At 42.1% G+C, this 13,862-nt stretch carries 14 protein-coding genes; 3 read left to right on the top strand and 11 right to left on the bottom strand.

Annotated elements, in window-relative coordinates:
* Positions 1–8: 8 nt before the first annotated feature.
* Positions 9–1,385, bottom strand: a complete 1,377-nt coding sequence (locus MKY52_RS26325; RefSeq protein ID WP_341054557.1) for a sensor histidine kinase — start codon at positions 1,383–1,385, stop codon at positions 9–11.
* A complete protein-coding gene (locus tag MKY52_RS26320; protein WP_341054556.1) occupies positions 1,382–2,059 on the bottom strand; it encodes a response regulator transcription factor in 678 nt (225 codons plus the stop codon). The genes MKY52_RS26325 and MKY52_RS26320 overlap by 4 nt, the downstream gene beginning before the upstream one ends.
* A 144-nt stretch (positions 2,060–2,203) precedes the next feature.
* Between MKY52_RS26320 and MKY52_RS26315 the strand changes: the two genes are divergently transcribed.
* Positions 2,204–2,677, top strand: coding sequence for a ferritin family protein (locus tag MKY52_RS26315; protein ID WP_042187885.1), 474 nt, complete (start codon positions 2,204–2,206; stop codon positions 2,675–2,677).
* A 22-nt stretch (positions 2,678–2,699) separates the two neighbouring features.
* On the opposite strand, the gene MKY52_RS26310 is transcribed toward MKY52_RS26315, so the two are convergent.
* From MKY52_RS26310 to MKY52_RS26290, 5 genes are all read right to left on the bottom strand, one after another.
* Complete coding sequence (locus MKY52_RS26310) at positions 2,700–3,536, bottom strand: SDR family oxidoreductase (RefSeq protein WP_341054553.1); 837 nt, start codon at positions 3,534–3,536, stop codon at positions 2,700–2,702.
* A 28-nt stretch (positions 3,537–3,564) separates the two neighbouring features.
* Positions 3,565–4,011: a MarR family winged helix-turn-helix transcriptional regulator gene (locus tag MKY52_RS26305; RefSeq protein ID WP_341054550.1), complete on the bottom strand. Its 447-nt coding sequence runs from the start codon at positions 4,009–4,011 to the stop codon at positions 3,565–3,567.
* Between the two features lie 147 nt (positions 4,012–4,158).
* The gene (locus MKY52_RS26300; protein ID WP_341054547.1) at positions 4,159–5,352 is read right to left on the bottom strand and encodes a metallophosphoesterase; all 1,194 of its coding nucleotides are present in this window, start codon (positions 5,350–5,352) and stop codon (positions 4,159–4,161) included.
* A gap of 190 nt (positions 5,353–5,542) precedes the next feature.
* On the bottom strand, positions 5,543–5,953 hold the full coding sequence (locus MKY52_RS26295) for a bacteriohemerythrin (protein WP_081382799.1): 411 nt from the start codon (positions 5,951–5,953) through the stop codon (positions 5,543–5,545).
* 140 nt (positions 5,954–6,093) lie between these two features.
* The gene (locus tag MKY52_RS26290) at positions 6,094–6,963 is read right to left on the bottom strand and encodes a cation diffusion facilitator family transporter (RefSeq protein WP_341054546.1); all 870 of its coding nucleotides are present in this window, start codon (positions 6,961–6,963) and stop codon (positions 6,094–6,096) included.
* 308 nt (positions 6,964–7,271) lie between these two features.
* Here MKY52_RS26290 and MKY52_RS26285 point away from each other — a divergent pair, with 308 nt between their 5' ends.
* Positions 7,272–8,630: an outer membrane protein assembly factor BamB family protein gene (locus MKY52_RS26285; RefSeq protein WP_341054544.1), complete on the top strand. Its 1,359-nt coding sequence runs from the start codon at positions 7,272–7,274 to the stop codon at positions 8,628–8,630.
* Positions 8,631–8,673: 43 nt separating this feature from the next.
* On the opposite strand, the gene MKY52_RS26280 is transcribed toward MKY52_RS26285, so the two are convergent.
* Positions 8,674–9,177 carry a ferritin gene (locus MKY52_RS26280; RefSeq protein ID WP_042127399.1) on the bottom strand — a complete coding sequence of 168 codons (504 nt, stop codon included), beginning with the start codon at positions 9,175–9,177 and terminating at the stop codon, positions 8,674–8,676.
* A gap of 127 nt (positions 9,178–9,304) precedes the next feature.
* Here MKY52_RS26280 and nagZ point away from each other — a divergent pair, with 127 nt between their 5' ends.
* Positions 9,305–10,603 (top strand): beta-N-acetylhexosaminidase, encoded by a 1,299-nt coding sequence (gene nagZ, locus MKY52_RS26275; protein ID WP_341054541.1) that lies wholly within the window; start codon positions 9,305–9,307, stop codon positions 10,601–10,603.
* 18 nt (positions 10,604–10,621) lie between these two features.
* On the opposite strand, the gene MKY52_RS26270 is transcribed toward nagZ, so the two are convergent.
* Genes MKY52_RS26270 through MKY52_RS26260 form a run of 3 tightly spaced genes read right to left on the bottom strand, consistent with a single transcriptional unit; the run spans position 10,622 to position 13,829 of the window.
* Positions 10,622–11,710, bottom strand: a complete 1,089-nt coding sequence (locus MKY52_RS26270; RefSeq protein ID WP_341054539.1) for an efflux RND transporter periplasmic adaptor subunit — start codon at positions 11,708–11,710, stop codon at positions 10,622–10,624.
* Positions 11,711–11,740: 30 nt separating this feature from the next.
* Positions 11,741–13,120 (bottom strand): ABC transporter permease, encoded by a 1,380-nt coding sequence (locus MKY52_RS26265; protein WP_341054537.1) that lies wholly within the window; start codon positions 13,118–13,120, stop codon positions 11,741–11,743.
* The gene (locus tag MKY52_RS26260) at positions 13,110–13,829 is read right to left on the bottom strand and encodes an ABC transporter ATP-binding protein (RefSeq protein ID WP_042187870.1); all 720 of its coding nucleotides are present in this window, start codon (positions 13,827–13,829) and stop codon (positions 13,110–13,112) included. Before MKY52_RS26260 ends, MKY52_RS26265 begins: the two co-directional genes overlap by 11 nt.
* Positions 13,830–13,862: the final 33 nt, after the last annotated feature.

Genomic DNA, 13,862 nt, shown 5'->3' with positions numbered 1-13,862 from the left:
ATAACGAGTTACAAAAGCGGAAGAGTTACAGTAAAGGTCGTGCCTTTGCCAACTGTACTGGATACTTCTATGGTTCCGTTATGTGTCTCTACAATTTTTTGCGTAATCGCTAGTCCAAGACCGCTACTATGCGTTTCTCGTGTACGTGCTCGGTCGACTTTATAAAAACGGTCAAAGATGAGTGGTAATTCCTCAGCAGGAATACCTTCCCCAGTATCCGAAAAGGTTACTACACAGTTCCCTTCATCAAGCTTTGCGGAAATCATAATGGATCCCTCAGCAGGTGTATATTTGATAGCATTCGTAATGAGGTTCATCCACACCTGATACAATAGATTGGAATCGCCATGTACGCTAATATCCGCAAGACTTAAACGAACCGCTAATTGCTTCTCTGTTAATCTCCACTCCATGATTTGTACAACCTGCCGAAGCTGTGCACGCAAATCTATAGGTTTCTTCTGCAAGGAATTCGGATCATAATCGAGGGAAGATAACGTTAGCAGCTGTTTACTAAGCATCGATAGACGATGGCTTTCTTGATCAATAATATTGAGGTACTCTATCCGTTCATCCTCGGGTAATGTAGGATCTTTAAGGGTTTGAGCAAATCCTTGAATAGAAGTTAATGGCGATTCGATTTCATGCGACACATTCGCAACAAACTCTTGACGCGCACGATTGGTCCTTTCCAGCTCACGACTCATAATCATAAAGTGTGAGGCTAACTGGCCAATCTCATCCCGCCGCCAAGTATTTAATTTAATATCATATCTACCTTTTGAAATTCGTTTAGTTGCCGTTGTCAAACGTGTAATGGGTCTGACCACATGCAGTACGCTGATCATGACGAACCCTAGACTGAATAACACGGTAAAACCGATGATGACAGCAAAAAACACGCGCAGTTCACCGAACTGAACCTCTGCATCCGGCCGCATGAATAACGCAAAAGTCTCATTATTGACTTCAATAGGTACGCCTATCGTATTGCGTAATTGATTATCAAAAAAACCTGTAATAAATGCGCTGTCAGGAAACTCAGCAACACCGTGATACACTTGTCCATTCAGGACCTTCTCTAATTGCTGCGGATTTAAATCCTCTTTCCGAAATGGCTTGCCGTAAAACCGGGATTGACCTTCTGCATCGATTAAATAGATCTTATATCCCAGTACAGCTACACTTCGCAGGTAATCCTCCATAGATTCCGGGTGAGATTCTGCAAACTGCTGGATTCCAATGGCCATCCCCGTAAGCTTCGCATCATTCTGCGATTTAATCTGAGCTTGATAATAAATATTTGATACCAAGAAGCCAAGAAGGCTGCTCACCACAATGGCCGAGCAAAAGAGAATGCACATTCTCACATACAAAGACTTCACGAGCTCACCATCTCCAATTTATATCCAATTCCCCGTACCGTCCGAATCACAAAATCATTCTGATAATCCAAAAACCGTTGACGCAATCGCTTGATATGTACATCCACTGTGCGTTCATCACCTTCATAATCCATTCCCCATACCAGTTCAATCAGCTCACTGCGTGAATACAGTCTTCCTGGATATTGTGCCAGTTGTGCGAGCAGTTCAAATTCCTTTACCGGTAACAGTAGTACTTCATCACCATCAGTAATCTCATAATTTTTACGATCAATAACTAGTGAATTTAAACGAATCCGATCATCCGAAGCGATGGAATAACGCCGAAATAATGCTTTGATCCGAAACAACAATTCTTCCGGCTCAAAAGGTTTCGTTACATAATCATCTGTCCCCCGCAAATAGCCTTGTTCTTTATCACTTAGCTGTTGCCGGGCTGTTAACAGAATGATCGGTATATCATACGTTTCTCTTATATGCTGGCATAGCTCCAACCCATCCACATGTGGCATCATCACATCCACAACGGCTAAATCCACAATGCTTTCTTTCAGTTTATGTATCGCGTCCCGGCCGTCGCTGGCTTCCATGATTTGATAACCTTCTCTGGTCAATACATGCTTTAATAATGTACGAATATTACTATCATCATCTGCTACTAAAATCTTTTTCATCGTTTACACTCCCTGAATAACGGATGAACCCATAGTATCAACTTTAAAGGGTTAGAACAACTAAAGAACCGGAAGAGACCATTTTGGGCATTCGTACATATACTACACTAATAATAAAGAACGAATCAGGAGGTAGTAAGAACTATGTATTGGACACCTTTATCTCAGAATAGATCTGATTTCAAACCTATCTGGGCAACCTCTCTTCCTCAAGCATTAAATTTAATCAAAGAAGCTGTGCAAGGTGAACGAAATGATGAGCTTTTCTATGATGAACTTATCAAACTGGCCCCAAATTCCGAGCAAGCCTCCATCATCACCTCAATACGAGATGACGAACGGGGTCACAACTCCATGTTCCGCGGGATGTTCAAAGAAATTACGGGTCAAGATATCACTGGAATTAGTAGTGAACAATATCAACGGATCAGTTCCTATGAAGAAGGTTTAGAAAAAGCACTCCAAGGTGAACTGGCTGCAGTCGAAAAGTATCGCAAAATATGGTTTGGTCTGCCTGTTGGAGTATACCGTGATACTGTTTATGGGATTATATTAGATGAATTAAAACATGCCAGTAAATATAATTATTTACTTACTTTAGATCGAACCACTATATAGTTGAATAAGTCAGAGTCATTATTTAAACATGAAGGAAAGTGATGATACTTTCCTTCAAAGAGGTAACAGGCCGTCCCATTAGTCTCTCCATATCTTTTGAAGTAGAAGCTGTATCTATCTTCCCGAGGAATGAATAAATCCAGTGCTGAATGCTTGAATCCTGCCGATGAACGATTCTTTTTCCTGTGAGCTCGGATAATACCTCCGTAAGTTCGGTGAAGTCCCAAGAGCGCGGTGCGGTTAATTCATAAATTTGATTAAGATGACCTGTAGTTGTAAGCACGACCGCCGTAGCTAAAGCGAGATCCTTTCGTGTCACCGAATTAAATAACCAGTTCCCCGGATAGGTGATTAACTCACCGCTTTGGATCGCCTCTTTCAGACCTAGTACATCCACAAAATCCATATACACAGCGTTGCGTAGAAATGTATAGTCAATACCTGATTTAAGAATCATCTGCTCTGTAAGTAAGTGAACATGATTAGCTGGAATTTGTCCTTTAGGTGGAAATGCGAAGCTTGTATACAGCAAATGCTTCACCCCTGCCTTTAATGCTGCATGAACAACCTCAGAATGTTGATTTAATCTGACGTTATCATCGGGATGTGAACTAGAGATGAATAATAGCTCTGCTACACCTGTAAAAGCTTGAATTAGAGTATCAGGCTGATCATAATCGCCAAAGCGAATCTCAACCCCTTTTTCCAAAAGATCATTTGCTTTATCCCGATCACGAACACATGCGATTATCTCACCTACCGGCACAAACTGAAGAAGATTGTCTATAATCAAACTTCCTAATTGACCAGTAGCCCCAGTAACCATAATTGACATAACACCCCAACCTTTCTGTTCCATCTTTTCAAGACCACATCATTATTTATATCTAGCCGTTGCTAAGCTTTTCTAATAAAACGATGAGTTGCCGAAGCTCTTGTTCATCCAGACCCTGCATACGTTCAGCGACCGCTTGACGATTTCCGGGAAGATGCTCCAAAAGTAATCGTTGTCCTTCACCCGTAATTGTAATAACGCTTTTTCTACCATCCTGAGTATGGTTCGAGCGGGTAATCCAACCATCTTTCTCTAGGGGTGTCAGCAACAGACTAATATTAGCTTTGGTAACCCCAATATTGTGAGCCAGTGTAGAAGGTAAAATCGTTCCGCCCTGTTTAGATATTTCTACCAAGATACGAATTCTTGCGCCATTTAATCCTTTCGACTGCCAATATTTATCAGAGACAGAAACTAAGCTTGCAGTAGTATCAACTAAAGTGAAAAATGCCTGAGTATGTAGCGGCTGATTCAATACCAACGGTTGTAAATGATCCATCTTAGATTTTTCAACTCCAATTTAGTTAAGTACTTAACTATTTTAAACCATACTACAAGCTCTACTAATTGTCAAAAAAAAGAAACTGCCTCAGCTCGCAGAAAAATTCTACGGATTCGGGCAGCCTCATATCATTAAAGATTGCTTTTAGATTAACACCGTCTTTGTAGACACGGCTTCTTCACTGTATTGTTTAGTCCCTTCTAACACCACTTCAAGCTTAATGATCTCCGAACGGCTGGCTAAACGGATTGGAGGTCCCCAAGTCCCATAACCAGAGGAAACAACGACATGCAATTTATCCTTGCGGAGGTAGCCCCAGTCCAGTTCGAACAACCGCTTGGTGATCCAGTGATTAGGAGCAATCTGTCCACGGTGTGTATGACCTGAGAGTAGAATATCTACGCCTTCTTGGGCAGCGACATCAAATCCGGTAGGCTGATGATCCATCATGATCACAGGACGCGTTAGATCGAGGCCATTCAATAAGGAGTTTACGCTTAATCTACCTCCGGTTTCCATCGTCTCGGCAGTCTTATCTTTTCGACCTACAATATAAGTTCCCGCCACTTCTTCAACCTCATCCTGTAGGACTTTAATGCCTATGCTACTCATTAAATCTGTATATTCCTTAATCGAACCACCGTAATATTCGTGATTGCCCAGTACTGCGTAGACACCATGGCGAGCTTTTAGCTGCTTTAGCTGTTCACTCATACTATTGCGAATAAATGGCTCAATACTATCGTCAAGTACATCCCCAGCCAGCAAAATCACATCAGGCTTCATAGCATTCATTTGTGCAACCATTTTTTTGAGATGCCGATTGCCGACGATATTTCCTAAATGCAGATCGGATGCAACCGCGATGGTAAGTGGCGTACTATTTCCGATAGATTTATCAATGGGAACAGGATGGGTACGAACTACTGTACTCCAAGCGTTGATCGAACCCCAGACTAGAAAAACAACCAGTAATATTAGCAATGTACCACCCGCTTCTGAGACGTAGTGGGTTCGATCGACACCCATCCAGCCCAGCAGCACATATAACAGATCAGCTAATGGCAACATGATAATAGCGAATTCCATGCAAGCTAGATAATACGACCCAATCACCTTAAAGAATCTGGCTAACGGCTTCACAATTGTAGGCCAAGGTATCATTCCAACGACATACGCAAAGGCAACAAGCAGGAATAATGTCCAGAACAGAACAGAGGAAGCGCCTGAGAACCATTCATGGACAAGCAGCCAACCGTGATACCCAATGTAAAAATTAACAAGGCCCAGAATAAGCAGCATAGCAAACCCTGAAGCTAACATTCGTAATGTTTTCATCGTTCCACTCCCCTTTACCATACTAACTCTATACGACTTATCTCAAATCATAACACAAACCGTTATCCCAGTATAAATTACGATGTTGTCTTCGGAAAATGGATCAAATAACGCACTACAATTCTTTAACACATTCCCCGTCAAAAAAAAAAAGAAAATGCCCGTCGGCATCTTCGTTGGAGGTCTTCAATTATACTGCTCTATCACGCGTGGCCATACATTCGCCAATTAGCTTATCGCATTTATTAATGTGATTCAGAAGCCAATCGGTTAACGTACGGTTAAGCTTAATCGTCGAGAGAACGGAGACTCCCTTGGTTTTAATCGTTTCTTCTAATTCAAGAACGGCTTTTACAAAATTAGCGTGCGTCTTACGATGTTCCGCCAATTCAGGAAAATCGATCTCTTCCATCAATTGCTCTTCATTGCTAAAATGCTCGATGGTATATTCCTTCAAGAATTTGAGCGTTTCTTCGATCTTCTCTTTCCCCTGCTGCTTACTGCAAGCATCAAAAAATTCATTCAATTTCGCCAACAACTGTCTGTGCTGACAGTCTATTTTCTCAACACCGATATCATAAGAATCCTTCCATTCAATCACGAAATCACCATTCCATTTCCTGAAATTAACATATCGATAAATACAACTAATTCTCCACCTTTCCGCACAAAAGATCTATTAACAACATCACAGGCAAAATCCCATATCCATCCAAGGGAATGTCACATCTATATCCTTTTCTACTTCATTACAGGTTCTATGTGGACAAGCACATTTGAAACTTGGTGCCGATCTTTCAATTGTTCTTCAATTTCTTCCGTAATATCATGGCTCTGCACCACACTAAGCTCGGAATCTACTAATACAGTTGTATCAACTAGCACGTTATTCCCGTGGATGCGAGCTTTAATATCTTTAATGGATTGCACACCGTCAATTTCAGCAACGGTTTCTTTCATGAGTTCAAGCTCTTCCGCATCAAAACCGTCCGTTAAGTCATGTGTAGCTTTACTAAAGATATCCCATGCCGTCTTGCAGATAATCAGGCCGACAATAATCGCTGTAAGCGGATCAAGCCATGGAATTCCAAATCCAGAAGCCACAATTCCGACAAAAGCACCTATGCTAACTAAAGCATCTGATCGATTATCTAGTGCTACTGCTCGCATAGCGTTACTATTAATAGAGCGGGCCAGTCTAATGTTATACATATATACGCCCATCATTATCACAGCACAAAAAACTGCCGTCCAGGCTGCTATAAGATCTGGACTTTCCAGTTCAGGTTGAATAAATTTGTTCACGCCTTGGTACAGCACTTGAAGCCCTACCACAATCATAATAAATGAAGCTATTAAGGATGCCACGGTCTCTGCTCTGAAATGCCCGTAGCTATGATTGGAATCCGGCGGTCTCCTGGAGATCTTAAGACCGATTAGTACGGCGATAGAAGCGATAATATCAGTACTGTTGTTCAGGCCATCTGCAAGTAGCGCTTGAGATCCCGCAACCGTACCAATAAACAGTTTGATGGCGGATAGAAATATGTAGGCAACTATGCTTAGCCATGCTCCTCTTTCACCTTGTTTGATGTCGTTGTAATTTTCCAAAAAAAAGAACCCCCAAAGAATAGTATTGTTCTATACTACACTCCGAGATTCGGGTGGGTCTAGAGAAACAGTGTTGCTATGAGGCGTAATAGTTCCCTCCGTCAAATAGAGTTGCTAGGTCATAACTGTTTTGCGGAGCGTAACATAGTTTGCCTTAGTTCAACTTTATGTTCTATATTTCTCGCTTGAACGCTTAACGTCCTTACAAAAAAGCCGTAGGCGTTTATGCTTGTTCTACAGAAGTAGTAACTTTTTGCCATTTATAATGTCTAATTATAGTAATCACTATTTTTGAGGAGCGTGAAACGATGATTCAGTCTTTGCACAAGACAATGATTAAAGTTTTAGCTGTTACATGCATTGCATCCCCAATAGCTTACAACGGATCGTTATCCGTCACTTCCGCGGAACAAGCAGTTATAAGCACAAGCAATCCCTATTACAATGAAGTCAAAGCACCTATTCTTGTACCTGTATGGTCATCACCGCTTGCCATCTTAAAAGAAGATAGAATCACTGGGCAGAACGTTACAGCCCTTGCCGAGAATGGGAAAGTCTTTGCCTTGCAGCGGAATGAAAAACTAGTCGCATTGAATGCTACAACAGGTAAAAAAATGTGGGAATTCGGAAGTGAATTAGCCCCATTGTTCACGTACAGTAATGGATTCATCTATGGTTTGACTAAGAATGGCGCTCTATATGCCGTTAATGAAGCAGGTAAAAAAGCGTGGTCAGCTTCATTATCACTACCTAAAGCCACCAGTATACAACGGCTAGGTTCTACCATTTATGTAACACAAGAGAGTCAATTCGCAGCTGTCGATGCGGTCAGCGGGAAGATTAAATGGAAGGCTGCGGAGGAGAGTAATAACTTTACAGGCTTATCGGAACTTATGGAAACGGATGGGGTTGTTATTCGAAGTTATCTCTCACAAGGCGCATTAACAACTGCCGCACTTGCCGCTTATGACAGTCTGACAGGAAAAAAACTATGGGACCATACCCGTCAATGGTGGCCACTAGCAGTAAAGGACGGCCTCCTCTACTCCATTACCAATACGTTAATGATGGATGATGACGCTGTGAATCGTAATGTTAAAGTTTCTGTATTCAACGTAAAAACGGGTGAACTTAAAGGAGAACGTTTATATAAATGGACAGATACCGAGAATAAAGATGGAGCATTTACATTTGGTGGTGTAAATGGGACCGCATTCTTGGACGGAAATGACTTCTATATTTTTCAGGGCAAAAAGCTTGTGAAATATGATTTCTGGAATTACTCAGCGGAAGGTAAGCCAGTTCAATCCTGGACTTCTATGGCAAAAGAGAAAGATTATCCTCTAAACCAAGTCCATCAGCAAAGAATGTTATATTCCAATTATGATACAGGTACGTTATCCGCACTCAAACTTGGAAATGGTCAAGCGGTAGTCCTCAATAATGGTGAGAATCCTGTAGTTCAGACGGATCTTTTTGGAAATGTAGTTTATAGCGGACAATCAGATGGCCTATTTCACGCTTATGACATGTTGACGTTGAAGCCAATTTTTACTGTGAAGACAGGATCTCGTAACTTTGCCCCTTCTCTTAAAACTGGAGGCATGCTGATCATCCGAACGGATAATAAGCTGATGACTATTAAACTGCCTTCATCAATTAAATAAAAAAAGCCTGATTTCTCAGGCTTCTGATCTTAAGTAAGATCACTTACTCAGCAGGAGCTGTAAAAGTACGTGCAGCAAATTCAGCATCCAGCATGTAGAAGGCGTTGCTATCTTTATCAATTCGTTTCAGTTTACTAATGATGTTGCTAAAGAGCGCTTCCTCTTCTACTTGCTCGTCAATAAACCATTTCAAGAAATAGATCGTTGCATGTTCACGCTCATCCAGCGCCAAGTCAGCTAAATGATAGAAGCGTTTCGTGTTTTGTTGCTCATGCGCGAATGCATGTTCAAAAGCATCCAGCATCGAAGAGTATTCGTTCTTTGGCTCTGGTAGAGCTTCAAGTGTCGCCCGATTATCGCGATCATTAAGGAACTTATAGATTTTCATGGCATGGAATCGTTCTTCTTCTGCTTGAATTAAGAAAAAGTTTGCGAATCCATCGAGACTTTCACCGGAACAATAGGCTGCCATAGCTAGATAAACATGAGCGGAATAAAACTCGAAATTCATCTGTTCATTAAGTGCGTTTACTAATCCATCTTTCATTTGACCGTCACCTCATATTTCAATTTTAATATGTAAAGATTTAAGTTCATCTTATCACCGTGTATCTAAGTCAGCAAGGATTCATCCTTCTGACATCTAAATAAGCAACGAAGGGACGACTATTCTAATGACCAGATTTACACGCAACATCCTTAGACCTACATTCTCTGCTAGCTTTTTAATGGCTTCTGCTATGGTATCTATGCTTCTGTTAACTAGCTGTTCCAATAGCAGTAACAGTTCCCAAGCTGCCGCTACAAATCCGCCGACTGCCGAATCCACATCTTCACCTGTTACCAGTTCAACAGCAGCTCCCTCCTCAGAGAGTGATCCAATTGCTGTTCAGGTTTCCAGTATGAGCCTTGAAGAGAAAATTGGACAAATGCTCCTTGTTGGCATCGACGGAACCGTTCTAGATGATCAAGCAAAAAGGATGATTGCTGAAGACAAAGTCGGTGGAATCATCCTTTATAAGAACAATATTCAAGATCTGAAGAGTATGGTCAGCCTTGTAAATTCCATGAAAGAGAGTAACAGCGGCAACCCTGCCCCTTTATTTATGAGTATCGATCAGGAGGGCGGAAAAGTCAGCCGGATGCCTAAGGAGTATGCTTCCTTCCCTTCTAATGGAAAGGTCGGTACCGGTAAGGATGCTAACGCTGCCGAAATGATGGGCAAGCTCCTCGCTAGAGAAGTATTGTCAGCAGGATTTAATATGAACTTCGCTCCCGTACTTGATATCAATAGCAATCCAGATAATCCTGTAATTGGAGATCGTTCCTTCGGTAACTCCGCTGAACTAGTCAGTACGCTAGGGATTGCCGAAATGAAAGGAATTGAGAGCGAAGATGTTGTTCCGGTTGTCAAACATTTCCCTGGTCACGGTGATACTTCCGTCGACTCCCACCTTGATTTGCCGATTGTAAATAAGACCGCTGAAGAACTGGCTAAGTTAGAATGGCTCCCTTTTCAAGCTGCGATACAAGAGGGAACCGACGCCGTTATGGTCGCCCATATTTTGTTCCCAAAACTTGATCCTGATAAACCAGCATCTTTATCAAGTAAAATCATTGGTGAGCTACTTCGCGGAGACATGAAATATCAAGGACTTGTAATCACAGATGATCTAACTATGGGAGCAATCATGAAGAATTACGACCTTGCCACAGCGGCGGTAGATACCATAAATGCAGGCAGTGATATCTTACTTATCGCTCACGGCTATGATAATGAGAAACGGGTATTAGAATCGCTTCTGGACCATGTAAAAAAAGGTAAGATACAGGAAACACGGATTGATGAGAGCGTCTATCGGATCTTAGCATTGAAAGCTAAATATAATCTATCCGATGAGCCAATTCCGGTTCCTGACCTTACCGAGCTAAATAAAGATATTAAATCTTGGCGACTCACGATTGAGAAATAGGCTTAGGTCTATTTCAATCTATTGAAGCACAACAACATCTCCAACCTTTAACCCTGAGACGGCCTCTGTTTTGTCAGCCGTCTCCATGCCCACTTTGATATCTCTACGTTCATATTCCCCATTGCCTTTATCCAGCATCACGTAGGAGAGATCTCCTTCATGCATTACTGCGATGCTGGATACAACGATGGCATTTTCCTTGCGAACCGTCTCGATTTCTCCGCTCAAGCTTAGTCCACCAATTAAGCGCTCGTTAGGTTGCAGTGAGATTACCACTTCAAATTGTGGAACCGAAGTAGCAGTAGTATTTTGACCCGAAGCAGTCTTAGCAAATTTAGATACCTTAGTCACTTCTCCAGACAGCTTTAAATCTTTTAAAGCTGTCATTTTAACATCGACCTTCATTCCCGTCTTAATACGAAAGACATCTTGTTCACCTACAAGAGCTATGAATTCAAGCTTGTTCATATCTACGATTTTGCCGATGTATTGATTATCTGTTACCGTTTGCGGAATTTCACTCGCACTGTCAAATAGAAAAACACCTGTTGCAGGAGCATGGTAGAGGGCTGTATTTAGCTTAGCCTTCTTTTCTTTTAATTCACGAGCCTGTATTTCAGCATTTACTTGGTTAAGCTCATCCCCTATTCTTGCTGATTCTTGGGCTGTAAGTGCTTTTATACGTTCGGCTTCTGTTGCACCAAGGGCTGCGTTCTCCTGGTCCTGCTGACTAACAAATTCATTTAATTCCGCTTCTAGCTGAGCCTTTCGAATGGTTGCCTCTTGTGTAGCAATTTCATTCTTTAAGGCTTCCTGATCGAGGGTAAACAGCAAATCCCCCTTCTTAACTTGCCCACCATTCTCAACCTTCCACTTGGTTACCTTTGAAGCATATGGTGCATATACAAGCGTTTCCTGCTCATAATGTGAATTCCCTTTGACCTGAACAGAGTTGGTGATGGTTTCCTGTGTCACTTCAAAAGTTATCGCCTGTGGTGGTTCAACAGGTTCTAGCTGTGCCTCGGGTTTATACATCTTGTTGTATACAAAATAACCCGCTGCAATAATAATCAATACCAATACAATCCACTTGATTCTCCTCTTCATCACTTCTGCTTCCTTTCAACTTAAAAATAGCTAATCCCGTTTTATCGCCGTGAGCGCATTCGTTCTGGACGCGCTTATCGCTGGATAAATTCCCGATAGTACGCCTGTCATTACCGCAAATGCGATCCCTATTGGAAGGGTCATCAGAGGAATAGTGATTACTAAGGGCTCACCCATCCCCATTCCTCCTGTGGAACCAATCAGCTTATTTATGCCAAACACAATCAAGTATGAAAAGCCTATACCGAGCAACCCACCAAGCATCCCGAGTAATGCCGCCTCTGTAATGAACATATTTCGGATTTGCCCCATATTGGCGCCTAGCACCTTCATAATACCGATCTGGCGACGACGCTGATGGGTGGACATGGTCATCGCAACGATGATCGAGATCGAGGCAATAATCAGAATAAATATACCAATACCAAGCGCTGCTTTCTTGAACATACTGAATGTAGAAGCCATCGCCTCTTTTTGATACAAATTCGTACTAGTATTTAGTGTAAGTTTCTGGATAAGCTTCTCCACTTGTACAATATTGTCCGTACTGTCAACTTTTACAATGGCTGAGTTGTAAACATCCTTTTGCCCAGTAGTTCCATTCATTAGTTTCAGTTGTTCAACCAGACGCTCACCAGTCTCTAGCGAAACATAAATCTTCTTGTCGTACATCGCCATATCAGGGTTCCCAGTACTATCCAATATCCCAACAATTTGAATGGGTGAGCTGATTAGAGACTGTCCAGTTTGAGAAGCAGGGTCATATGATTGTAATTGAACCTGTTGTTTGAACATATCCGACGGAAGCATGCTTAAACTGTTGTACTGTTCCATTATTTTATCATTGTAAGGATCAGTACTCAGTTGTTCAAAAAGACGTTGCCGAGTCTCGACATCAATCAATCCTACAGTTGCTCCATAGTTTAGTACTGCCATACCAACCGAATCAGAAGGACCACCCTGCTTAAATTTATGGTCATATTTCGTTAATAGTCGAAGATCCGTTCCGATTAACTGTACGTCCGTAATTTTATTATCGATAGTAGTCATTTGTATGTAGCCAAGCTCTTGAAAAGGTGCTGCTGCGGTAACATGCCGCAGGCCTTGAACAATTTTCAGCTTCTGGCCCGTTAGCCTGCCGGGGTCGAGCTTTGCATCAGAGGCAGAGGCTCCTTTTCCTTCTCCGCCCCCTTGTGAAGGGATGCCGCTGTTCGGAGTCACCGTAATTTCATCCATTTTGAAATTCCGGTTAATTTCCCGCTCCGTATAGCTTTGCGCGGAATCTCCTATACTTAAAGCAACAATAATAGCAGCACAGCCAATCGATATACCTGCCATACAAAGACCTGTGACAACTTTCCGTCGTTTGACTTGCTCCCAAGCCAAACGTGAAATATCACTAATCCTCAATGAGCTTACCCCCTTCGAGTTCTGTATCCGAAGAAGTTTGTTTCTCAGTAATCATATATCCATCCTGAAGCGTGAAAATCCGTTGCATTTGTTCTGCAACTTTGAGCTCGTGTGTTACAACGATGAAGGTGGTCTTCATCTTCTTGTTCAGGTTAAGCAGGATATTGATAATTTCCTCTTCTGTCTTCGAGTCCAGATTTCCGGTCGGTTCATCTGCGAAAATAACGGACGGTTCTGTGATCAATGAACGTGCAATACTGACCCGCTGCTGCTGTCCGCCAGACAACTGTGAAGGGAACAGGTCGGCTTTATCCGGAATGCCGACCCCTTCCAGCAAGGCCAGAGCTTTTTGCTTACGTATTGATGGTGAAACGGATTGGAACACAAGCGGCAACTCAACATTTTCACGGACAGTCAAGCTAGTAATCAGTTCATAAGCTTGAAAGATAAACCCGATATGCTTCCTACGAAATTCAGATAGCTTGTTTTCGCTCATCTTCACAATATCTTGGTCAGCAATGTAAATGTGGCCTTCCGTAGGCTTCATCAGACCTGCCATCAGGTTGAGCATGGTTGACTTACCGGAACCCGAGCTCCCCAGTAATGCAACCATCTCCCCCTTTTTCACAGAAAAATCTATTTGATGAAGGACTGCCGTCGTTTCATTACCATTCTTAAAAGAATGCGTTACATTTTCCACTCGCAACATTGGAGCTGCTCCTTCTCGTACATTAATAGATAT

It is taken from the genome of Paenibacillus sp. FSL P4-0184 (assembly GCF_038004625.1).
GTDB lineage: Bacteria > Bacillota > Bacilli > Paenibacillales > Paenibacillaceae > Paenibacillus_AQ.
Note: the sequence above shows the minus strand (reverse complement) of the source record. Positions and strands in the feature narration are given on the sequence as shown.

Bases quoted from the DNA above. Each gene is read 5' to 3' on its own strand.
- MKY52_RS26320 (WP_341054556.1), bottom strand. From the start codon at position 2,059: ATGAAAAAGATTTTAGTAGCAGATGATGATAGTAATATTCGTACATTA.
- MKY52_RS26315 (WP_042187885.1), top strand. From the start codon at position 2,204: ATGTATTGGACACCTTTATCTCAGAATAGATCTGATTTCAAACCTATC.
- MKY52_RS26310 (WP_341054553.1), bottom strand. From the start codon at position 3,536: ATGGAACAGAAAGGTTGGGGTGTTATGTCAATTATGGTTACTGGGGCT.
- MKY52_RS26305 (WP_341054550.1), bottom strand. From the start codon at position 4,011: ATGGATCATTTACAACCGTTGGTATTGAATCAGCCGCTACATACTCAG.
- MKY52_RS26300 (WP_341054547.1), bottom strand. From the start codon at position 5,352: ATGAAAACATTACGAATGTTAGCTTCAGGGTTTGCTATGCTGCTTATT.
- MKY52_RS26285 (WP_341054544.1), top strand. From the start codon at position 7,272: ATGATTCAGTCTTTGCACAAGACAATGATTAAAGTTTTAGCTGTTACA.
- MKY52_RS26280 (WP_042127399.1), bottom strand. From the start codon at position 9,177: ATGAAAGATGGATTAGTAAACGCACTTAATGAACAGATGAATTTCGAG.
- nagZ (WP_341054541.1), top strand. From the start codon at position 9,305: ATGACCAGATTTACACGCAACATCCTTAGACCTACATTCTCTGCTAGC.
- MKY52_RS26270 (WP_341054539.1), bottom strand. From the start codon at position 11,710: ATGAAGAGGAGAATCAAGTGGATTGTATTGGTATTGATTATTATTGCA.
- MKY52_RS26260 (WP_042187870.1), bottom strand. From the start codon at position 13,829: ATGTTGCGAGTGGAAAATGTAACGCATTCTTTTAAGAATGGTAATGAA.